This window comes from Streptomyces sp. NPDC059957 (assembly GCF_042730015.1).
Lineage (GTDB): Bacteria > Actinomycetota > Actinomycetes > Streptomycetales > Streptomycetaceae > Streptomyces.
Genome location: NZ_JBHWMB010000046.1, coordinates 31,422 through 51,999, shown reverse-complemented (window position 1 = coordinate 51,999; position 20,578 = coordinate 31,422). Strand labels below are relative to the sequence as shown.

Here is a 20,578-nt window from a genome sequence, read left to right as displayed (position 1 = left end):
TCAGCACCGGTCCGCCGGTCCCCGCCTCCCGAAGGAGCCCGTCCGCCATGAGCAGCAGCCCCGCCCTCCTCGACGTCAGCCAGGCCCACGCCCGTCACACCGAGTTCCGGATCGTCGACGTCCGCACCCCGGGCGAGTACGCCTCCGGCCACCTGCCCGGCGCGCTGAACATTCCGCTCGACCGGATCGGCCACTCCCTGCCCGAGCTGCGTCAGGCCGCCGGGGACCAGGAGCTGCTGCTGGTCTGCGCCTCGGGGACCCGCTCGGAGAACGCGGCCCGGACCCTGGCCGGGTACGGCATCCCGGCCACCAGCCTGACCGGCGGCACCACCTCCTGGTCGGCGCACGGGCACCCGCTCGAGTACCCGGCTCAGGGGCCCCGCCGGGTCTGGGCCATGGAGCGTCAGGTCCGGTTCACCGCCGGCGCGATCGTCCTCCTCGGCCTGCTCCTCGGCCTGCTGGTGCATCCCGCGTTCCAGCTCCTCAGCGCCGGGATCGCGGCCGGGCTGGTCTTCTCCGCCCTCACCAACACGTGCGGCATGGCCGTGGTGCTCGGCAAGCTGCCCTTCAACCGCGGCCGGTAGCCGCCGAGATCACCCCACCGCCCAACATCTGGGACGATTTCGTCCACGATCCGGACCCCGCTTGTCGATACCCCCCGGACACCGACAGGATGCACCCCATGGCCTCCGTACTCGTATCGCGTCGTCACGTGGATCTGCTGCGTGTGTCGACCATGCTCTGTCGGGCTGCCGTCTCCCGTACGCACGGCTGTTGACCTCACCGGTCCGCCGTATCTGACTCCGTACGGATGAGTCCGCGCCTCTCGGCGCACCCTCCACCGTGCTCTTCCGCACGCTCTTCACCGCGCCGTTCGCGGCGGCCGCAGCCCTGGCCACAGGACTGGTCCCGGCCACGCCTCCGGTAGCGCGGACTCCCGCATTCCTGCCCGCACTTCCCCGTACACGTGCCACCGTCGCCCGCAGCCGCTCCTCGCGCGGCGGTGCGTCGCGTCACGCTGCTCCGACGAGGTTTCGCCATGCCCGAGAATCCGCTCCTGCTGCACTGGTTCCTGCCCACCGGCGGGGACGGCCGCGACCCCGGCGGGGTCACCGCCGTCCAGGGACGCAGCCGTACGGCCACCCGCCGGCCCGCAGACGTTCCGTACCTCGCACAGGTCGCGCGCGCCGCCGAACAGGCCGGATTCCATTCGCTGTTGACGCCGGTGGGGCTCGGCTGTGTCGATCCGTGGATCCTGACGGCCGCGCTCGCGCAGCACACCACCCGGATCGGATTCCTCGTGGCGTTCCGCGCGGGGTTCTCGAGCCCCACACTGATCGCCCAACAGGCCGACGCCTTCCGCCGGTTCGCCGGTGGCCGGCTCGGGCTGAACGTGGTGACGGGCGGGGACCCCGCCGAGCAGCGCGCTTACGGGGACCGGCTGGCGCACGACGAGCGCTACGCCCGCACCGGCGAGGTCATGGCCGTGCTGCGCGACCTCCTGGACGGGAAGTCCGTGGACCACGAGGGCGCCCACCTGCACATCGAAGGGGCCCGGCTCACCGATCCGGAGCTGCGCCACCCGGTCCCGCTGTACTTCGGCGGGGCTTCGCCCGCCGCCGAGGAGGTCGCCGCCCGGCAGGCCGACGTACAACTCCTGTGGGGCGAGCCGCCGTCGGCCATCGCGGCACGTATCGACCGGCTGCGCAAGCGGGCCCGATCGGCCGGCCGCACGGTCCGCTTCGGACTCCGGCTGCACATCATCAGCCGGGACTCCGCGGCCGAGGCCTGGGCGGAGGCCGACCGGATCCTCGCCGGGCTGGATCCGGCGGCGGTCCGGGCGAGCCAGGAGCGGTTCGCCGCCATGGACTCCACCGGGCAGGCCCGGATGGCGGCCCTGCACGGCGGGGTCGCGGACGCCGAACGGCTGACGGTGGCGCCGAATCTATGGGCGGGCATCGGCCTGGTCCGCGAGGGAGCGGGGACGGCCCTGGTCGGCTCGCACGACGAGGTCGCGGCGCGGCTGGCGGAGTACCGCGCCCTGGGAGTCGACGAGTTCATCCTGTCGGGTTATCCGCACCTCGAAGAGGCCTACCGGGTGGGCGAAGAGGTCGCCCCGCGCCTGCGCGCCCTGACCGGGGCGGCGGCCGCATGACCGCGCTCACCACCGGGGTCCGCCCCCGGCCGGCCCCGCCCGAAGCCCCGTCGGACACCTCACCGCAGCGGTCCCGTGCCCGGATCCGGGAGGCACTGCGCTGGAGCGCGCTGCGCCTCCTCGCCCTGGCCGTGCTGCTCACCGCCTGGCAGGCGGCCGTGGCGGCCGAGCTGTGGCCCAGGGTACTGGTGCCCTCGCCCGGTGAGGTGTGGCGGCAGTTCCTGCTGGCGTCCACCACGCACGACGGTGTCCGCGGCTACGGCGGCCACCTGCTGGTCGAACACCTCGGGGTGAGTCTGGGCCGCATCGGCACCGGGTCCGCGTACGCCGTGCTGGCCGGGGTGCCGCTGGGTTTGCTGATCGGCACCGTCCGGCCGATCGCCGTGGTGCTGGAGCCGGCCGTGACCTTCCTGCGCACCCTGCCGCCGCTCGCGTACCTCTCGCTGCTGGTCATCTGGTTCGGCATCGACGAGGCCCCGAAGATCTGGCTGCTGGTGATCGCCGCACTGCCGCCGATCGCCGCGGCCACGGCGGCGGCCGTCCGGACCGTACCGGACGAACTCGTCGAAGCCGCACGGGCTTTGGGTTCCGGTCCGGCATCGCTGCTGCTGTCGGTGCGGCTGCCCTCCGCGCTGCCCGAGATCCTCACCGGCATCCGGATCGCCGTCGGGGTCGCGTACACCTCCGTCGTGGCGGCGGAGACCATCAACGGTGTGCCCGGCATCGGCGGCATGATCCGCGACGCCCAGCGCTACAACCAGACGGCGCTGGTGATCGCCGGCATCCTCGCCATCGGACTGTCCGGGATCGTGCTCGACGCCCTGCTCCGGGGGATCGAACGGTTCGCCGTCCCCTGGCGCGGGCGCAGCTGACGCCCGCCTCTCCCCCCTTCTTCCCCAACACCCTTTCTCACTCGTGGAGTTAAGTCATGCCCAGAAACGTGTCCCGCCGCACCCTGCTGCTGGCCGCCACCGTCGCCCTGGCCGCTTCCGCCACCGTCGCCTGCGGGGCGGACGGGGACGGCTCGGCGGCCGGGCCGGGGCGGACCACCGTACGGATCGCCTACCAGGCGATACCCAATGCCGACCTGATCGTGAAGAACCAGGGGCTGCTGGAGAAGGCACTGCCCGGAGCCGACGTGAAGTGGGTGAAGTTCGAGTCCGGCGGTGACGTCAACACGGCCGTGATCGCCGGTTCGGTGGACCTGGGCCTGGCCGGGTCGAGCCCCGTCACCAAGGGCCTGTCCGCCCCGCTGAACATTCCGTACAAGGTGGTCTGGATCCACGACCTGATCGGCGACAACGAGGCGCTGGTCGCCAAGCCGGCGATCGGCTCGGTCAAGGACCTGGCCGGGAAGAAGGTGGCCACGCCCTTCGGCTCCACCGCCCACTACTCGCTGCTCGCCGCACTGAAGTCCGCCGGGGTGGACGCGTCGGCCGTACAGACCATCGACCTCCAGCCGCAGGACGCCCTGGCCGCCTGGAAGCGCGGGGACATCGACGCGGCCTATGTGTGGACACCGACGCTGAGCGAGCTGACCAAGGACGGGAAGGTGCTCATCACGAGCCGGCAGCTCGCGGAACAGGGCAAGCCCACCGCCGACCTGGGCGTGGTGGCGAACGCGTTCGCGGCCAAGCACCCCGAGGTGGTCACGGCCTGGATCAAGGCGCAGGACCAGGCCGTCGGTCAGGCTCGTACCGCCCCCGACCAGGCCGCGAAGTCCATCGGCGCGGAGCTGGGGCTGGCCCCGGAGGAGGCGAAGCGCCAGCTCGCGGAGCTGGTGCTGCTGAGCGCGAAGGAGCAGACCGGCCCCGACTACCTCGGCACGCCCGGCGCCCCCGGGAAGCTGGCGGCGACCCTGCACGACGCGGCCGTCTTCCTGAAGGAGCAGAAGAAGGTGGACGCCGTTCCGGACGAGGCCGCCTTCGGCCGGGCCCTCGCGGTGGAGGAGCTCGGTCGTGCCGCGAACTGAACCCGCCATCGGCGTCGCCACGGGTGCCTCCGATGACGACCTCACCGTGGACCTCTCGGGGGTGTCGGTCCGCTACGGCCCGGCGAAGCAGCCCGTGACGGTGCTGGACTCGGTGGACCTACGGGTCCGCGCAGGCGAGTTCGTCGTCCTCGTCGGCCCCTCCGGCTGCGGCAAGACCACCCTGCTGCGGGTGATCGCCGGCTTCGCCCGTCCGGCTTCGGGCACCGCCCTGGTCCGGGGCGGGGCCCCGCGCCCCGGGCGGGGTGCGGGGGTGGTGTTCCAGCAGCCGAGGCTGTTCCCGTGGCGCACGGTCGGCGGGAACCTCGGTTTCGCGCTGGCCCGTCACGGGGTGCCGCGGTCCCGGCGGCCGGACAGGACCGCCGAGTTGCTGGACCGGGTGGGCCTGCCCGGCATGGCCGGCCGCCGTACCTGGGAGCTGTCCGGCGGCCAGCAGCAGCGGGTGGCCCTGGCCCGCGCCCTGGCGGCGGAGCCCGAACTGCTGCTGATGGACGAGCCGTTCGCCGCGCTGGACGCGCTGACCCGGGAGCGCCTCCAGGAGGAGGTCCGTTCCCTGGCGGGTCGGCTCGGCACGACGGTGCTGTTCGTGACGCATTCCGTGGAGGAGGCGGTGCTGCTGGGGTCCCGCGTCCTGGTGATGGCGGCGGGGCCCGGTGGCGGCCGGGTGGTGGAGGACCTGCCGGTGCCGCTCCCCCGTGACCCGGCGACGGACGTCGCGGGGTTGCGCGCCTCCCCCGAGTTCGCGCGGCTGCGCGGCCGGCTGGCCCGGGCGCTGCGCCCGGACTGACCGGCTCGCCCTCACCCCGCCACGACCGCCGGGCTCCCGCCGCCCAGGGTGAGCGCGGTGTTCACCAGGCCGACGTGGCTGAACGCCTGTGGGAAGTTGCCGAGTTGGCGTCCCGAGACGGGGTCGTACTCCTCGGCGAGCAGTCCCACGTCGTTGCGTACGGCCAGCAGCCGCTCGAAGAGCTCCCGCGCCTCCTTCTCGCGGCCGGTCAGGTGCAGGGCGTCGGTCAGCCAGAACGAGCAGGCGAGGAAGGCCCCTTCGTCGCCGGGCAGGCCGTCCACCGAGAGCCCCTCGGTGCTGTAGCGGCGGACCAGACCGCTGCGGCCCAGTTCCTCGCGCACCGCGTCGACCGTGCCGATGACGCGGGGGTCGTCGGGCGGCAGGAAGCCGACGCGCGGGATGAGCAGGGTGGCGGCGTCCAGTTCGCGGGACCCGTAGTACTGGGTGAAGGTGCGCCGCTCCGCGTCGTAGGCGTTCTCGCACACGTCCTGGTGCACCGCCTCCCTCATGGCGCGCCAGCGGTGCACGTCGCCGGGGAGTTTGGGGTTGAGTTCCAGGGTGCGCACGGCCCGGTCCGCGGCGACCCACGCCATCACCTTGGAGTGGGTGAAGTGGCGGCGCGGGCCGCGCACTTCCCACAGTCCCTCGTCGGGCCGGTGCCAGTTCTGCTCCAGGAAGTCGAGGAGCGCGAGCTGGATCTTCCAGGAGTGCCACTCGGCGGGGAGTCCGGCGGAGCGGGCGACGTACAGGGAGTCGAGGACCTCTCCGTACACGTCGAGCTGGAGTTGGTCGACGGCCGCGTTGCCGACCCGGACCGGCGCGGAGCCCGCGTACCCCTTCAGCCAGGGCAGCTCGCTCTCCGGGATGCGCCTCTCGCCTCCGATCCCGTACATGATCTGCAGGTCGGCCGGGTCGCCCGCGACGGCCCGCAGCAGCCATTCGCGCCAGGCGCGGGCCTCGTCGAGGTACCCGGTGGCCACGAGCGAGCCGAGGGTGAGGGTGGAATCGCGCAGCCAGCAGTAGCGGTAGTCCCAGTTGCGGACGCCGCCGAGCTCCTCCGGCAGGGAGGTGGTCGCGGCGGCGGCGATTCCGCCGGTCGGGGCGTAGGTGAGGGCCTTGAGGGTGATCAGGGAGCGGACCACCGCTTCCCGGTAGGGGCCCTCGTAGGTGCACCGGCCGGTCCACTCCCGCCAGTCGGCCAGGCTCTGCTCCAGCGCGGCGTACGGGTCCAGGGGCTCGGGGCGCGGTTCGTGCGAGGGGTGCCAGCTGAGCACGAAGGCGACGCGCTCCCCGGCGGCGACGGTGAACTCGGAGCGGGTGCTCATGCCCTCGCCCCACGTGTGCACGGAAGGTTCGCTGCGCAGCCACGCGGCGTCGGGTCCGGCGACGGCGACCCGGTCGCCCTCGCGGTTGCCGCCGCGCCGGACCCAGGGCACGACGTGCCCGTAGTCGAAGCGCAGGCGCAGGATGCTGCTCACGGTCGATTCGCCGGTGAGGCCTTCGACGATGCGCATCAGGTCGGGCGCGGTGTCGCGCTGCGGCATGAAGTCGATGACCTTGAACGAGGCGCCGTCCTCGGTCTCCCAGAAGGACTCCAGGACGAGCGTGCCGTCGACGTAGGCGCGGCGGACGCAGCGCGCGGAGTCGGGGGCGGCGGCCGGGGAGATGCGCCAGTGGCCGTTCTCCTCGTCGCCGAGGAGTGCGGCGAAACAGGCGGCCGAGTCGAAACGCGGCAGGCACAGCCAGTCGATGGACCCGTCGCGGCCGACCAGTCCACTGGTCATCAGGTCGCCGATGAGTGCGTAGTCTTCGATGGGTTGTGTCATTTAGGGCACTTTCCCCCGAATGCGCGCACTCAATCAGCCCGTACGGGTCCCGCGCGGAGCCGCCCCCGGGGCGGCTCCGCGGCACGGCTCCCCGGGGCGGCTCCTCGGAGCGGCTCGGTTCCGTACTCAGTTCCGCACGAGGAGCAGCACGCCCGCGGTGACGACGCCGAGGCCGACCGCGAGGGCGCCGTGGGCGAGGCGGTGGCCGCGCAGGACGGGCAGGAAGCGGTCGGCGGCGTACCGGCCGGGGCCGGTGAGCGCGAGGGCGGCGGCGCCGGCGGTGAGCAGGAGCTCGTACTCGATGCCCTCCGGGGCGAAGAAGGAGCCGGCCCCGTGCACGGCGATGGCGTTGATCATGGTGCCGACCAGGGCGGCGCCCGCCAGCGGGGTGAGCAGCCCGAGGACGAGGCCGAGTCCGCCGAGGGTCTCGGTCAGCCCGGCCAGGACGGCCATGGCATCGCCCGCCGGGTAGCCGCTGGCGGTGAAGAACTGGCCGGTGCCGCTGATGCCGCCGCCGCCGAACCAGCCGAAGAGCTTCTGGGTGCCGTGGGCGGCCATGGTCAGGCCGAGGACCACGCGCAGGAGGAGCAGGCCGGCGTCGTGGGCGGGGACGGCCGGCGCCGGGGCGCCGGAGGGGCGCGCGGAGGACGCGGCCGGTTCGCCGGCGCGCGGCTTCGGCGTGGTGACGGAGGAGCTGGTCATGGGGCTGCTCATGGTGGGGGTCCTTCCGGTCGGGCGGCCCGGGGCCGGTTGCCCGTACCCGGGTTGTTCAAATTCGAATCACTACCCCCGACCCTAGCTCCGCATCCGCCGCTGATTCAAATTGGAACGTCGCGTGTAGCCTGGACGCATGGCTGAGACGAAATGGCTGGACGACCGCGAAATGCGGGCCTGGGACGGGTTCCTGGCCGCCTCCGCCCTGGTCAACCGGCGCCTCGATCAGCAGCTCAAGGACGATTCCGGACTCTCCCACCCGCAGTACGAGATCCTCGTACGGCTCGCCAGGGCGCCGGAGGGCGAACTGCGCATGACGGAGCTCGCCAACGGGCTCGTCAACTCCAAGAGCGGCCTGACCTACCAGGTCACGCAGATGGAGAAGGCGGGCCTCGTCCGCCGCCGCACCTGCCCCTCCGACGTCCGGGGGATATACGCAGTCCTCACCGACGCGGGCCGCACCCGGCTGACGGAGGCCGCGCCGGGGCACGTGACCACGGTCCGGGAGGTACTGGTGGACGTCCTCACCCCCGAACAGCTCGACGCGCTCGCGGACGGGCTCGGCGAGGTCAGCCGCCGGCTCCGGACCCAGGGCGCCTGATGGACACGACGACGGCCTGGCTCATCGTGGCGGCGGTGGTGGCGGCCGGCCTGGCGGTCACCGCGGCCGTACTCCTCGTACGGGTCTTCGCCGCCCGCCGGCTCCTGCGCGACGCGGGCATCCCGCTGCGCGACAAGGCCCTGTTCTGGGCCGCCGTGGCGTACACGGTCTCCCCGGTGGACCTGATCCCGGACCCGGTCTACCTGGACGACATCGGCATCCTGCTGCTGGCCCTGCGCTCCCTCCACGCGGCAGCCTCGGCAGGCCGCCCGCCCAAGGAACTCGACACGGCGTAGGGCATCCCCGGCACCCCCGGCCTCCGCGCCCGTCGGCTCAGCGGACCCCGCGCGTGCGGAACTGGACGCTGATCCGGGGGCCCACCGGGCGGGCCGTTTTGGGGATCGCGTGTTCCATCGTGCGCTGGCAGGAGCCGCCCATCACCACCAGGTCGCCGTGACCCAGGGGCAGGCGGAGCAGGGTGGGGCCGCCGTCACGGGGGCGCAGGACCAGGTCGCGGGGGTCGCCCACCGAGACGATCGCGACCATCGTGTCCTCGGTGGCGGAGCGGCCGGTGCGGTCGCCGTGCCAGGCGACGCTGTCGCGGCCGTCGCGGTAGAGGCACAGGCCCGCCGTGACGAAGGCTTCGCCCAGCTCGGGGGCGTAGTGGCGGCTCAGCGCGGCCCTGGCCTCGGCGAGGGCGGGATGCGGCAGCGGGTCGGCCTCGCCGTAGTGGGCCAGCAGGCGCGGGACCGCCACCTCCCGCTCGTACATCTGCCGGCGCTCGGCGTGCCACGGGACGTCGGCCGCGAGCCGTTCGAACAGCGCGTCGGCGCCCGTCAGCCAGCCCGGCAGGTGGTCCACCCAGGCACCGGCGCCCAGTTCCGTACGCCGGGCGCCCGTCAGCGGGCCGATGCGGATCTCGTCGCCCTGGTCGAAGAGCGAGCCCTGGAGTGCGTGCATGGATCCAGGATAACGCGTAATTCGAACACGCGAGCGAGTTGAGTGGGCTCGCTCACTTCCGCTTACGAAATGGCCCGCGAGGGCGGGGCTCAGGCCCCGAAACAAGGGCCGTTCACCGTCTAATCGCTACGGAGCTCCGGGCGGCCGGGATCCGGCGGCCGACGGGCTCCTCGACGCGGCGCAGCGGCAGTGCGCGGTCGCCTCGGACCATCTGCGGGGCATGACCGCCGTGCTTCGGCTCCGCGAGCTGGACACGAGGGCGCCGGACGGCGTCGCCGGACTCGACGCCCTGAGCCGCTCGCTCGGCAGCGTCAGGGCGGCGGAGGTCGACGTACGGCTCGCGGACGGGTTCGCCGAGGGTTTCGAGCGGCTGCCCGCGCTCATCGGGAGGCGGCCCGCCGGGTGGTCACCGAGGGGCTGACCAACATCCTGCGGTACGCGCCCGGTTCGGCGGTGCGGCTGTCGCTGCGGGCTGACTCCGCCGGCTGGACGCTCGACGTCCGCAACGGGCCGGCGGGAGCGCCCGTACGGTCGCTCCGGGCACCGGCCTCGGGCAGGCCGGGCTCCGCGGCCGGCTGACTCCCCCGACGTCGTCGTGCTGAAGACCGCCTCGGGCGCGGAGATGCGCGAGGCCGTGCACAGCGCGGCCGGACACCGCGCCGTGCTCAGCCCCGACGTGATCTCCACCGTCATGAGCCGGTTCGCCACGCATCACCATCCGGCTCCGACACCCGAGGTCATGGCGCGCGTCCACAGCCTCTCGCAGGGCGAACTGCGCTGCGTGGTCGCGCTGGCCGACGGACTCGGCAACCGGGAGATCGCCGAACGGCTCGGCCTCGCGGAGGGCACGGTCAAGACCCATCTCTCCCGTGCCCTGCACAAGTGCGGCCTCGCCAACCGGACGCAACTCGCCCTCCTCGCCAACGACCAGCGCGAGCTCCTGTCCGGCCTCCTTCGGTGACCGGCCCGCGGCTCTACTTCAGGTAGGGCCCGGCCGCGCCCACCTTTCCGGGGGCGGCGTTGCTGCCGCCCAGGTCGAGGACGTAGACCCGCAGGTTGCCCTTCCCCGGAGCGGGGACGGACAGGGTGCCGGCGGTGACGGTCTTCACATCGCCGGTGACCGCGTCCTTGTACGTGCCGTTGGGTACGCCGGTGTACGTGGCGGCCCCGGTGACCGTCACCAGGGCGAAGCTGTCCACTCCGGTGGCGGTGTCGGTGTAGCGGCGCTTGAAGGCCATGCCTCCCGAGACCCCCTCGGTGGAGTACTGGCCCATCTGGAGGGCGGGCACGGCACGTCGGATCTCGTTCAGCCGCTGGAGGTGTTTGACCAGCGGGGATTCGAGGGTGGTGGCGACGGGCCCGGTGGCGGCGGCGACCTTGGAGAAGTCGGACGCGGTGACCGATCCCGCGATCTTGTCCCCGTAGTAGGCGCGGCCGGTCCCGGCGAGCGGGCAGGTCGGGCCGCAGTCGATCTGCTTGCCGGCCTGGAACTCGATCTCGGAGCCGTAGTACAGGGTCGGGATGCCGCGGAAGGTCCACATCAGGGCCATGTTCTCGGCCCAGGCTTCGGTGCCGCCCGCGTAGCGGGTGGAGGATTTGCCGGGGCCGAAGTCGTGGCTGTCGACGTAGACGACGTTGTAGGTGGCGTCGTTGTAGCTGTCGTCGGAGTCCTTGCCGTTATGGAAGGCGTTGTTCGCGTCCCCGAAGTTCATGTGCATGCGCATGTCGATGACGTTCATGCCGGAGAACTTGCTGTGGTCGGGGGCGTGGTAGAGGTTGCCGCTCAGGAAGGCGTTGGTGCTGGTCGGCTGCTTGGCCGGGTCGTTGTCGGTCGTGTACTGCTGGACGGCGGCGGTGGCGTCGTCCGCGCTGTACGTCGCGGACTCCTTCCAGGTGAAGTACTGGGCGGACTGGTTGGCCGAGCCGCGGTTCCACTTGTCGTTGACGAAGGAGCCGACCTCGCCGAAGACGTAGAAGTCCTGGGCCTTCTGGGCGCCGAACTGCTGGGCCACGCGCTGCTGGATGGCGGGCAGGAAGCGCCGGTTCCAGGTGACGCGGGGGATGTGCACGGCCGTGTCGACCCGGAAACCGTCGACGCCCATGTCGATGTACTTGTTGTAGGCGCCGATGAGGTAGTTCTGGACGGCGGCGTTCTCGGTGTTGAAGTCCGCGAGGTCCTCGTGGATCCAGCAGGAACGGGCGTCCTCGCCCTCCCAGTTGCCGATCCAGCACTGGTGGAACAGGGCCTTGGGGAACATGCCCGAGGTCGGGTTGGGCCACTGGCAGTTGTAGATCGTGTAGCCCTCGGCGCTCTTGTACGGCGTGGCCGTGCCCCAGTTGACGCAGGTGTTCCCGGCCGGCTCGGCCGTCGACCACAAGTCACCGTTGTAGTACGACTTTCCGCTCTTGGGGTCCACGGTGAGGCCGTCGTACTCGAAGCCGGTCTGCTTCTCGTCGTAGTACCAGGACCACTGCGCGTCGCGCACGCCGAAGACGGTGGGGGTGAACAGGCCCTTAGCTCCCCAGCGGGCGCTGTGGTTGTAGACCACGTCCTGGTAGATCTTGACGCCCTTGGCGTGGGCGGCGTTGATGAGGTCCTGGTAGGAAGCGCCCGCCGATTCCAGGCGGGGGTCGACCTTGTAGAAGTCGTAGCCGTGATAGCCGTGGAAGTCGTAGTCGGAGCGGTTCAGCACGACCGGAGTGATCCAGATCGCGGAGAATCCGAGGGCTTTGACGTAGTCCAGCTTCTCGACCAGCCCCTTGAAGTCCCCGCGGAACATGGGGTCGTTGTTGGCGGCGTTCCCGGACTTCACGTGCTGGCTGCCGCCCCGGTTGTTGGCGCTGTCACCGTCGTTGAAGCGGGCGGTGAGCACGAAGTAGATCGGGTCCTTGCGCGGGTCGCCGCCCAGCGGCGCGGATCCGGCCGGGGCCGGGGGCCGGGTGCCCGTGGTGGCGGAGGCCGCGGCGGAAGCGGTGGAGAGGTTCCCGGCGGCGTCCACCGCCTTGACCGTGTAGGTGTAGGCGGTGCGCTCCTCCAGGCCGGATTCGGTGAGGACCGTGGAGGTGACGGACGTGAGAGAAGTGCCCTTGGTGCCGCCGGAGCGGGTGACCTGGTAGCCGGTCACTCCCCGGTCGTCCGTGGCGGCGTCCCAGGTCACGACGGTGGACACGTCCGTGGCGGCGGCCCGCAGGTTCGCGGGCACGGTGGGTGCGGTCGTGTCGGGGACGACGGCGGCGCACGGGTCGGCGGCGTTCGCGGTGACCGTGGTGTCCTTCACCGTGGACAGGCCCGTACCGAGCGCGTAGTTCCTTCCGTTGTTGTTGTCCCAGGTGCCGTTGCCGTTGTTGAAGGTGGCGGCCAGTCCGGAGGCCGAGCCGAGCAGGACCGTCTTCTTCACCCAGCCCGTACAGGCCGGGTCCATGCCGGTGCCGGGGACCGCGGTCCAGGAGCCGCCGGACGGGGCCCAGTGCAGGTTGACGGTCGACCAGCCGACCGTGGTCGTCGCGTAGTAGACGGTGGCGCTCGCGCCGGTTCCCGTGCCGGTACCGGGGTCCGTGACACAGGGGTCGCTGTGGGCCACGACCCCGTCCTTGACGGTGATGACCCCGGTACCCAGGGCGTAGTTCTTGCCGCCGTTGTTGTCCCAGGTTCCCTGGCCGTTGTTGAAGGTCGCCTGGAGGCCGGCGGCCGAACCGAGGCTGACGGTCTTCTTCACCCAGTCGGTACAGGCTGCTTCCATCCCGGTGCCGGGGACGGTCGTCCAGCTACCGCCGTCGGGAGCCCAATGCAGGTTGTAGGCAGCCCAGTTGCGGGTCTTGGTGTAGTAGAAGACCGTCGCCGTGCCGTCACCGGCCGCCGCGGCGGGGGCGGCCGTGGCCGCGGTCGCGGTGGCCGCCGCGGCGAGAGAGGCTCCGGCGGCCGGCAGTGCGGCCGCCAGACATCCGGCGACTGCCAGCGCCAGGGCCGTGGACCGCCCTCTGGGATGTGATCGCGTGCGTGATCTCAAGGTCTGCTCCTCGAAGTGGGGCCCAACAGCCCTGCGGCTCCGCGGCATTGAAAACTTGCCGCAAGGTTTTGCGGGGAGGTTATCCACCTGTCACCAGCGCGTGAACCCCTTGTGAACCGAAAACCTCGCCACCCGGCGCGTCCGGACAGCCCGAATGGGCCCTTTGTGGAGAGAACTGCCGCAATGGCTTGCAGAAATTTGCTCAACCCGGGTGCAGGGCGGGAACTCGCCGGTACAGCTGAGGGCGCAGAGTGGCAGGGGGTCCGGGTTGAACCATGCGGGGCGGTGTTGCTCCGCCCACGCGGCTACGGCGTCGCGGCGTCGCGGCGTCGCGGCGTCGCGGCGTCGACAAGGAACGGCCACCGCGGCCCGACCGTCGCGCAAGGCACCGATCCGCCCGGGAAGAGTCAGCTTGCCCGGGAAGAGCCAGTCGGAGACGCAGAACTCGTTGCCGACGGGGTCCTGCAGGGTGGTCCACGCGAGGCGGTCAGAGCACTAGCGACCGCCGCGCAGGGTTTCGATCTCGCGCCGTTCGCGCTTCGTCGGGCGGCCCGCGCCGCGGTCGCGGATGCCGACCACCGCGGCCTCCACCGGGGTCGGCGGCGGCGGGCTGTTGTCCGTCAGGCATTCCGCGGCGGCCGGGGCGCCGACCCGCTTGGACACCGGGCGCCGGACCACCACGATGCGCTCCCGCCCCGCATGGAAGAGGCGCACCTCGTCCCCGGCCCGCACCGCCTGGGCAGGCTTCGCGCGCTCGCCGTTGACCCGCACGTGTCCCGCACGGCACGCGGTGGCGGCGATCGCCCGCGTCTTCGTCAGCCGGACCGACCAGATCCACACGTCGACCCGCGCCGACCCCGAACCCGCGGTTCCCTCTTCAGCCATGCCCCGACTCTAGCGAGGCGGGACGGGCCGGGCCGAGCCCGTTGAAACGGAACGGCTTTTGGCGGTTACGACAAGGCCGCGGTATCTGCCATGGATATCATCCCAATGGAATTGCAAATGCGGGACACGTGCCCCTACCTTGTCGCACATGCAGTCCTACACCATCGGTCAGGCGGCCCGCCTTCTGGGCGTCAGCCCGGATACCGCGCGCCGCTGGGCCGACGCCGGCCGCGTCGCGACCCATCGCGACGAGAGCGGTCGCCGGGTGGTCGACGGCCGTGCCCTGGCCGCCTTCTCCGTCGAGGTGGCGCAAGGGGCCCACGCCGAGGACGGCGAGACCTGCACCTCGGCGCGCAACGCCTTCCCGGGCATCGTCACCGCCGTCAAGCTCGGCGACGTGACCGCCCAGGTCGAGATCCAGGCCGGCCCCCACCTCCTGGTCTCCCTGCTCACCCGGGAGGCCGTCGACGAGCTCGGGCTGGAGGTGGGCATGCGGGCCACCGCCCGCGTGAAGTCCACCAGCGTGCACATCGACCGCACCTGACCCCACCCCGTACCGCTCAGTCCCACCGCACCACCCCGTTCCACACCACTCAGTACGACGCTTCCCACCCGCTCCGCCCGTCACCGGCGCGGGTCACCACCGCGCGGATCCGGCACAGGGCCGGCCGCCGACCCGACCGAGGAGCACCAGCTCATGTCCCCGATCCTGCCCCTGAACCGCCGTACCGCCGCGCTCGCCCTCTCCGCCGCCCTGCTCGTACCGGCGCTCGCCGCCTGCGGCAGCAGCGACGACAAGAAGGACGGGGCCGCCGCCTCCCCGAGCACCTCCGGGTCCGCCGCGCCCAAGGCCGCGAACCTGACGGTCCTGGCCGCCGCCTCCCTCACCGACGTCTTCAAGACCGCCGGCGCCGCGTACGAGAAGGCGCACCCGGGCACCAAGGTCACCTTCTCCTTCGCCGGTTCGCAGGAGCTCGCCGCCCAGGTCAAGCAGGGCGCCCCGGCCGACGCGCTGGTCACCGCCGACAACAAGACCATGACAGGCCTGCTGGCCCAGACCAACGACCCGGCGATCATCGCCAAGAACCGTCTGGTCATCGCCACCGGCAAGGGCAACCCGTTCAAGGTCGCCGGCCTCAAGGACCTCGCCAACACCAAGCTCAAGGTCGTGCTGGCCGCGCCCGAGGTCCCGGTGGGCCGCTACAGCAAGCAGATCCTCGACGCCCAGAAGGTCGAGGTGAAGCCGGTCTCCCAGGAGCCCAACGTCCGCGCCGTGCTGAGCAAGGTCGAGCTGGGCGAGGCCGACGCCGGTCTCGTCTACAAGACCGACACCCTCAAGTCCGGTGACAAGGTCGCCGTCGTGGACATCCCGGACGCCGAGAACGCCGTGGCCTCGTACCCGGCCGCCACGCTCAAGGATTCCAAGAACGCCGAGGCCGCGGCCTCGTTCGTGGCCTGGCTGAGCACCCCGGAGGCCCAGAAGATCCTCCAGGACGCGGGCTTCCAGAAGCCGTAACCGCCTGCCGGTTCCGGCGAACGGAGAGGGACCGCCCGGTCCGGGGGGACGGGCGGTCCCTCTCCGTTTGCCGCCCCCGCATTACGCTTCACACGCCGCCGGGCCTCCCGACCTCCCCGGCGGCGTCCCGACACCCCCGGCCAGGAACCCACATGAGCAGACTCCGTACCCGCCGCGCCCGGCCCCCCGTGGCTCTGGCGCTCCCCGCGCTGCTCGCCGTGGCGTTCCTGCTGATGCCGCTCGTCGGCATCCTCACCCGCACCCAGTGGCGCGATCTCGGCACGCACCTCACCAGCCCCGGGGTGGTCGAGGCGCTCCGGCTCTCGCTGGTCGTGTCCCTGTGGGCGCTCGGCTTCTCCCTCCTCCTCGGGGTGCCGCTCGCCTGGCTGCTGGCCCGCGTCGAGTTCAAGGGCAAGGCGCTGGTGCGCTCGCTGGTCCTGCTCCCCATGGTGCTGCCGCCCACGGTCGGCGGTGTGGCCCTGCTCCTCGGTTTCGGCCGGCGCGGGCTGCTCGGACCCTGGCTGGAGGGCACCTTCGGGATCACGCTGCCGTTCCACACCTCCGGCGCGGTCGTCGCGGCCACCTTCGTCGCGATGCCCTTCCTCGTGATCAGCCTGGAGGGCGCGCTCGCCGGGCTCAGGCCGAGCTACGAGGAGACCGCCGCCTCCCTCGGTTCCACCCCGCTGCGCGTGTTCTTCACCGTGACGCTGCCGATGGTGGCCCCGGGCCTGGTCGCAGGAGCCGCGCTGACCTGGGCGCGGGCGCTCGGCGAGTTCGGCGCCACCATCACCTTCGCGGGCAACCTCCCGGGCACCACCCAGACCCTGCCGCTCCAGGTCTACCTGCTGCTCCAGGACCAGCCCGAAGCCGCCACCTCCGTGTCCCTGCTGCTGCTCGCGATCGCCATGGCCGTACTCATCGCCCTGCGCGGGAGGTGGACGGGAACCCCGGTCGCCCGCAAGGACCCCGGTGCGTCCGTGGTCCCCGAGGAGGCTGCCGGCCCGGATCCCGTGGGACCCGTACCGCCCGGGGCTCCGGTCTCCCCCGCGGAGCCTGCGCGGTCGTCGGCCGGGGCTCCGGCCGACGGCGGGCACTGGCCGCTGCACGCCACCGTCACCGGTTTCAACGAGCTCACCCTCGACGCCGAACCCGGCACCACCATCGCCGTCGTCGGCGAGAACGGCGCCGGCAAGACCACCCTGCTGCGCGCCCTGCTCGGTCTGACCCCCCGCGCCCATGCCGAGCTCCGGCTCGGCGACGCCGATGTGAGCGACCTGCCCCCGCACCTGCGTCAGGTCGCCTGGGTTCCCCAGGACGGGGCGCTGTTCCCGCACCTGAGCGCGCTCGCCAACACCGCGTACGGGCTGCGCGCCCGCCGGGTGCCGCGGGCCTCGGCCCGGGCCGAGGCACAGGCCTGGCTGGACCGGCTCGGCGTCGGGCACCTCGCCCACCGCAAGCCCGCGCAGCTCTCCGGCGGGCAGGCCCAACGAGTGGCGCTGGCCCGCGCGCTGGCCGCCCGGCCCCGGCTGCTGCTCCTCGACGAGCCCCTCGCGGCCCTGGACCAGACCACCCGCGCCCGGGTCCGGCACACCCTGCGCACGCATCTGGCCGGCTTCGGCGGGGTATGCCTCATCGTCACGCACGACCCCGTCGAGGCGGTGTCCCTGGCCGACCGGGTCCTCGTACTCTCCGACGGGCGGACCCTGCAGGACGCTCCGCCCGCCGAGGTGACCCGGCACCCGCGCTCCCCGTGGGTGGCCCGGATGCTGGGGCGCAACGCCTGGCCGGGCACGGCCTCGGCCCACGGGCTGGAACTCGCCGCCGGGGGCCGCCTGGTGGTGGCCGAGACGCTGCCCGAAGGGGCACAGGCACTCGCGATCATCGCCCCCGAGGCGGTGTCCGTACACCGGGACCGCCCGGGCGGCAGCCCCCGCAACGTATGGCCCGGCACCGTACGGGAGATCACCTCGGTCGGCAGCCGGCTGCGCGTGCTGATCGGCTCGGACCGGGCGCCCGACCTCGTCGCGGAGATCACCCCCGAGGCCGCCGCCGAACTGGGAATCGTCGACGGCGCCGCGGTGTGGACCAGCGTGAAGGCGACCGAGGTCACCCTCGTACGGCTCTAAGGGCCTTACGCGCCCACGTAGGTCGCCAGGTGCTCTCCCGTGAGGGTGGAGCGGTTGGCGACGAGGTCGGCGGGGGTGCCCTCGAAGACGATCCTGCCGCCGTCGTGACCGGCGCCGGGGCCGAGGTCGATGATCCAGTCGGCGTGTGCCATGACCGCCTGGTGGTGTTCGACCACGATCACCGACTTGCCGGAGTCGACGAGGCGGTCGAGCAGCCCGAGGAGCTGCTCCACGTCGGCGAGGTGCAGGCCGGCGGTCGGCTCGTCGAGTACGTAGACCCCGCCCTTGTCCGCCATGTGCGTGGCCAGCTTGAGCCGCTGCCGCTCGCCGCCGGAGAGGGTGGTCAGCGGCTGGCCGAGGCTGAGGTAGCCCAGGCCCACCTCCGCCATCCGCTCCAGGATCTTGTGCGCGGCCGGGGTGCGCGCCTCGCCTTCGCCGAAGAACTCGGCGGCCTCGGTGACCGGCATCGCGAGGACCTCGCTGATGTCGCGGCCGCCGAGGTGGTGTTCCAGGACCGAGGCGTGGAAGCGCTTGCCCTCGCACTCCTCGCAGGTGGTGGAGACGCCGGCCATCATCGCCAGGTCCATGTAGATGACCCCGGCGCCGTTGCAGGCGGGGCAGGCGCCCTCGGAGTTGGCGCTGAACAGGGCCGGCTTCACCCCGTTGGCCTTGGCGAAGGCCTTGCGGATCGGGTCCAGCAGGCCGGTGTAGGTGGCCGGGTTGCTGCGCCGGGAGCCTCTGATCGCGCCCTGGTCGACCGAGACCACGCCCTCGCTCGCCGGGATCGAGCCGTGGACGAGCGAGCTCTTGCCGGAGCCGGCGACTCCGGTGACCACGACGAGCACCCCGAGCGGTACGTCGACGTCGACACCTCGCAGGTTGTGCTTCTTCGCGCCGCGGATCTCCAGCTTTCCGCTGGGCTCGCGCACCGTCTCCTTGAGGCTCGCCCGGTCGCCGAAGTGCCGGCCCGTGATGGTGTCGCCCGCCCGCAGCCCCTCGACGCTGCCTTCGAAGCAGATGGTGCCGCCCCCCTGGCCGGCGCCGGGGCCGAGGTCGACGACGTGGTCGGCGATCGCGATCGTCTCCGGCTTGTGCTCCACGACCAGCACCGTGTTGCCCTTGTCGCGCAGCCGCAGCAGGAGGCGGTTCATCTGTTGGATGTCGTGGGGGTGCAGGCCGACGGTGGGCTCGTCGAAGACGTAGGTGACGTCGGTGAGCGAGGAGCCGAGGTGGCGGATCATCTTGACGCGCTGGGCCTCGCCGCCCGACAGCGTGCCCGAGGGCCGGTCCAGCGAGAGGTAGCCGAGCCCGATCTCCACGAACGAGTCGAGGGTCTGGCGCAGCGTGGCCAGGAGCGGGGCCACCGAGGGCTCGTCGAGGTCGCGGACCCATTTCGCCAGGTCGCTGATCTGCATCGCGCAGGCGTCGGCGATGCTGATCTTCTTGATCTTCGAGGACCGGGCGCCCTCGTTGAGCCGGGTGCCCGCGCAGTCGGGACAGACGCTGAAGGTCACCGCGCGCTTCACGAAGGCCCTGACGTGCGGCTGCAGCCCCTCGACGTCCTTGGACAGCATCGACTTCTGGAGCTTGGGGATGATCCCCTCGAAGGTGAGGTTGATCCCGTCGACCTTGACCTTGGTCGGCTCCTTGTGGAGCAGGTCGTGCAGCTCCCGCTTGGTGTACTTGTGGATCGGCTTGTCCATGTCGAAGAAGCCGGAGCCGGCGTAGATGCGGCCGTACCAGCCCTCCATCGTGTAGCCGGGGATGGTGAGGGCGCCCTCGCTCAGCGACTTGGTGTCGTCGTACAGCGCGGTCAGGTCGATATCGTTGACCGAGCCCCGGCCCTCGCAGCGCGGGCACATGCCGCCGGTGATGCTGAAGCTGCGCTTCTCCTTCACGGTCTGCCCGGCACGCTCGATGGTGACGGCGCCGGCCCCGCTGATCGACGCCACGTTGAAGGAGAAGGCTTTGGCCGAGCCGATGTGCGGCTTGCCGAGCCGGCTGAAGAGGATGCGCAGCATCGCGTTCGCGTCGGTGGCGGTGCCCACCGTCGAGCGGGGGTCGGAGCCCATGCGCTGCTGGTCGACGGTGATCACGGTGGTCAGCCCGTCGAGGACGTCCACCTCGGGCCGTGCCAGGGTCGGCATGAAGCCCTGGAGGAAGGCGCTGTAGGTCTCGTTGATCAGCCGCTGCGACTCGGCGGCGATCGTGTCGAACACCAGGGAGCTCTTGCCCGAGCCGGACACGCCGGTGAAGACCGTGAGCCGGCGCTTGGGGATCTCGACGCTGACGTCCTTGAGGTTGTTCACCCGCGCACCGTGTACGCGGATCAGGTCGTGGACGTCGGCGGCGTGCGGCTCGGCGGACTGCGTGCCCGTCCTCGTGACCTTGCTCATCGTGTCTCCATACTGTTGGGCTGACGCCGCTCTGTCGGGCCGGCGCCGCCTTTAGCGGTCGCGGCAACGCTCCCCTGTCTACCCGATCGGCGGTGTCGTCCGGGGGCGGCGCCCGGTAAGAGGGGCGGTGGATCTCAGCGCGTGCGGGGCTGGTGGAACCGGATCATGTTGCCGGCCGGGTCGCGGAAGGCGCAGTCCCGGACCCCGTACGGCTGGTCGATCGGCTCCTGCAGTACGTCCCCGCCGGCGGCCCGGATGCGTTCGAAGGTGGCGTCGCAGTCGTCGGTGCGGAAGATGACTCCGCGCAGCAGGCCCTTGGCCAGCAGTTCCGCCATGGCCTCCCGGTCGGCGGACGAGGCGTTCGGGTTCGCGACGGGCGGTTCGAGGACGATGTCCACATCGGGCTGCGCGGGCGAACCGAGGGTCACCCAGCGCATCCCCTCGAAGCCGACGTCGCCCCGCACCTCCAGCCCGAGGACGTCCCGGTAGAAGGGGACCGCCGTGTCGTGGTCGTCGACGGCGATGAAGCACTGCGCGAGGTTGATGTCGAAGTCCCTGTCGATGTCCATGAGTTTCACGCTACGGGCGGGTGGGCGGTCGGCGCTTCTCCGTTCC

At 71.9% G+C, this 20,578-nt stretch carries 20 protein-coding genes; 13 read left to right on the top strand and 7 right to left on the bottom strand.

Going from position 1 to position 20,578, the window contains the following annotated elements:
* Positions 1–47: 47 nt before the first annotated feature.
* The 5 genes from ACFWBW_RS27345 to ACFWBW_RS27325 all read left to right on the top strand — a co-directional run bounded on the left by ACFWBW_RS27345 (position 48) and on the right by ACFWBW_RS27325 (position 4,932).
* Entirely contained in the window at positions 48–584 is a 537-nt protein-coding gene (locus ACFWBW_RS27345) for a rhodanese-like domain-containing protein (RefSeq protein WP_385377440.1), read from the top strand.
* A 455-nt stretch (positions 585–1,039) separates the two neighbouring features.
* Complete coding sequence (locus ACFWBW_RS27340; protein WP_385377438.1) at positions 1,040–2,155, top strand: LLM class flavin-dependent oxidoreductase; 1,116 nt, start codon at positions 1,040–1,042, stop codon at positions 2,153–2,155.
* Positions 2,152–3,027, top strand: coding sequence for an ABC transporter permease (locus tag ACFWBW_RS27335; RefSeq protein ID WP_385377435.1), 876 nt, complete (start codon positions 2,152–2,154; stop codon positions 3,025–3,027). Before ACFWBW_RS27340 ends, ACFWBW_RS27335 begins: the two co-directional genes overlap by 4 nt.
* A 56-nt stretch (positions 3,028–3,083) precedes the next feature.
* Positions 3,084–4,127 carry a glycine betaine ABC transporter substrate-binding protein gene (locus ACFWBW_RS27330; RefSeq protein ID WP_385377432.1) on the top strand — a complete coding sequence of 348 codons (1,044 nt, stop codon included), beginning with the start codon at positions 3,084–3,086 and terminating at the stop codon, positions 4,125–4,127.
* A complete protein-coding gene (locus ACFWBW_RS27325) occupies positions 4,114–4,932 on the top strand; it encodes an ABC transporter ATP-binding protein (protein WP_385377429.1) in 819 nt (272 codons plus the stop codon). Before ACFWBW_RS27330 ends, ACFWBW_RS27325 begins: the two co-directional genes overlap by 14 nt.
* A gap of 11 nt (positions 4,933–4,943) precedes the next feature.
* Here ACFWBW_RS27325 and ACFWBW_RS27320 read toward each other — a convergent pair whose 3' ends face one another.
* Together ACFWBW_RS27320 and ACFWBW_RS27315 are read right to left on the bottom strand one after the other, a co-directional pair.
* Positions 4,944–6,758 (bottom strand): glycoside hydrolase family 15 protein, encoded by a 1,815-nt coding sequence (locus ACFWBW_RS27320; RefSeq protein WP_385377427.1) that lies wholly within the window; start codon positions 6,756–6,758, stop codon positions 4,944–4,946.
* Between the two features lie 126 nt (positions 6,759–6,884).
* The gene (locus ACFWBW_RS27315) at positions 6,885–7,472 is read right to left on the bottom strand and encodes a DoxX family protein (protein ID WP_385377424.1); all 588 of its coding nucleotides are present in this window, start codon (positions 7,470–7,472) and stop codon (positions 6,885–6,887) included.
* A gap of 136 nt (positions 7,473–7,608) precedes the next feature.
* On the opposite strand from ACFWBW_RS27315, the gene ACFWBW_RS27310 reads away from it, so the two are divergent.
* A complete protein-coding gene (locus ACFWBW_RS27310) occupies positions 7,609–8,073 on the top strand; it encodes a MarR family winged helix-turn-helix transcriptional regulator (RefSeq protein ID WP_385377421.1) in 465 nt (154 codons plus the stop codon).
* Positions 8,073–8,369 carry a YkvA family protein gene (locus ACFWBW_RS27305; RefSeq protein ID WP_385377418.1) on the top strand — a complete coding sequence of 99 codons (297 nt, stop codon included), beginning with the start codon at positions 8,073–8,075 and terminating at the stop codon, positions 8,367–8,369. Before ACFWBW_RS27310 ends, ACFWBW_RS27305 begins: the two co-directional genes overlap by 1 nt.
* A gap of 37 nt (positions 8,370–8,406) precedes the next feature.
* Here ACFWBW_RS27305 and ACFWBW_RS27300 read toward each other — a convergent pair whose 3' ends face one another.
* Positions 8,407–9,033: an alpha-ketoglutarate-dependent dioxygenase AlkB gene (locus tag ACFWBW_RS27300; RefSeq protein ID WP_385377415.1), complete on the bottom strand. Its 627-nt coding sequence runs from the start codon at positions 9,031–9,033 to the stop codon at positions 8,407–8,409.
* 220 nt (positions 9,034–9,253) lie between these two features.
* Here ACFWBW_RS27300 and ACFWBW_RS27295 point away from each other — a divergent pair, with 220 nt between their 5' ends.
* The 3 genes from ACFWBW_RS27295 to ACFWBW_RS27285 are packed head-to-tail and all read left to right on the top strand — an operon-like array spanning position 9,254 to position 9,994.
* A complete protein-coding gene (locus ACFWBW_RS27295) occupies positions 9,254–9,454 on the top strand; it encodes a hypothetical protein (protein ID WP_385377412.1) in 201 nt (66 codons plus the stop codon).
* The gene (locus ACFWBW_RS27290) at positions 9,436–9,612 is read left to right on the top strand and encodes a hypothetical protein (RefSeq protein ID WP_385377409.1); all 177 of its coding nucleotides are present in this window, start codon (positions 9,436–9,438) and stop codon (positions 9,610–9,612) included. Before ACFWBW_RS27295 ends, ACFWBW_RS27290 begins: the two co-directional genes overlap by 19 nt.
* 16 nt (positions 9,613–9,628) lie before the next feature.
* Entirely contained in the window at positions 9,629–9,994 is a 366-nt protein-coding gene (locus ACFWBW_RS27285) for a response regulator transcription factor (RefSeq protein ID WP_385377406.1), read from the top strand.
* Positions 9,995–10,007: 13 nt separating this feature from the next.
* On the opposite strand, the gene ACFWBW_RS27280 is transcribed toward ACFWBW_RS27285, so the two are convergent.
* Both ACFWBW_RS27280 and ACFWBW_RS27275 read right to left on the bottom strand, forming a co-directional pair.
* On the bottom strand, positions 10,008–13,088 hold the full coding sequence (locus ACFWBW_RS27280) for a carbohydrate binding domain-containing protein (RefSeq protein ID WP_385377403.1): 3,081 nt from the start codon (positions 13,086–13,088) through the stop codon (positions 10,008–10,010).
* A 447-nt stretch (positions 13,089–13,535) separates the two neighbouring features.
* Complete coding sequence (locus ACFWBW_RS27275) at positions 13,536–13,925, bottom strand: RNA-binding S4 domain-containing protein (RefSeq protein ID WP_385377400.1); 390 nt, start codon at positions 13,923–13,925, stop codon at positions 13,536–13,538.
* Positions 13,926–14,073: 148 nt separating this feature from the next.
* Here ACFWBW_RS27275 and ACFWBW_RS27270 point away from each other — a divergent pair, with 148 nt between their 5' ends.
* From ACFWBW_RS27270 to ACFWBW_RS27260, 3 genes are all read left to right on the top strand, one after another.
* Entirely contained in the window at positions 14,074–14,469 is a 396-nt protein-coding gene (locus ACFWBW_RS27270) for a molybdopterin-binding protein (RefSeq protein WP_385377397.1), read from the top strand.
* Between the two features lie 153 nt (positions 14,470–14,622).
* Positions 14,623–15,441 (top strand): molybdate ABC transporter substrate-binding protein, encoded by an 819-nt coding sequence (gene modA / locus ACFWBW_RS27265; protein ID WP_385377395.1) that lies wholly within the window; start codon positions 14,623–14,625, stop codon positions 15,439–15,441.
* A 152-nt stretch (positions 15,442–15,593) separates the two neighbouring features.
* Positions 15,594–17,567, top strand: a complete 1,974-nt coding sequence (locus ACFWBW_RS27260) for an ABC transporter permease (RefSeq protein ID WP_385377392.1) — start codon at positions 15,594–15,596, stop codon at positions 17,565–17,567.
* Between the two features lie 5 nt (positions 17,568–17,572).
* Here ACFWBW_RS27260 and ACFWBW_RS27255 read toward each other — a convergent pair whose 3' ends face one another.
* Both ACFWBW_RS27255 and ACFWBW_RS27250 read right to left on the bottom strand, forming a co-directional pair.
* Positions 17,573–19,963 carry an ATP-binding cassette domain-containing protein gene (locus tag ACFWBW_RS27255; RefSeq protein WP_385377389.1) on the bottom strand — a complete coding sequence of 797 codons (2,391 nt, stop codon included), beginning with the start codon at positions 19,961–19,963 and terminating at the stop codon, positions 17,573–17,575.
* Between the two features lie 134 nt (positions 19,964–20,097).
* Positions 20,098–20,532 carry a VOC family protein gene (locus tag ACFWBW_RS27250; protein WP_385377386.1) on the bottom strand — a complete coding sequence of 145 codons (435 nt, stop codon included), beginning with the start codon at positions 20,530–20,532 and terminating at the stop codon, positions 20,098–20,100.
* Positions 20,533–20,578 lie beyond the last annotated feature (46 nt).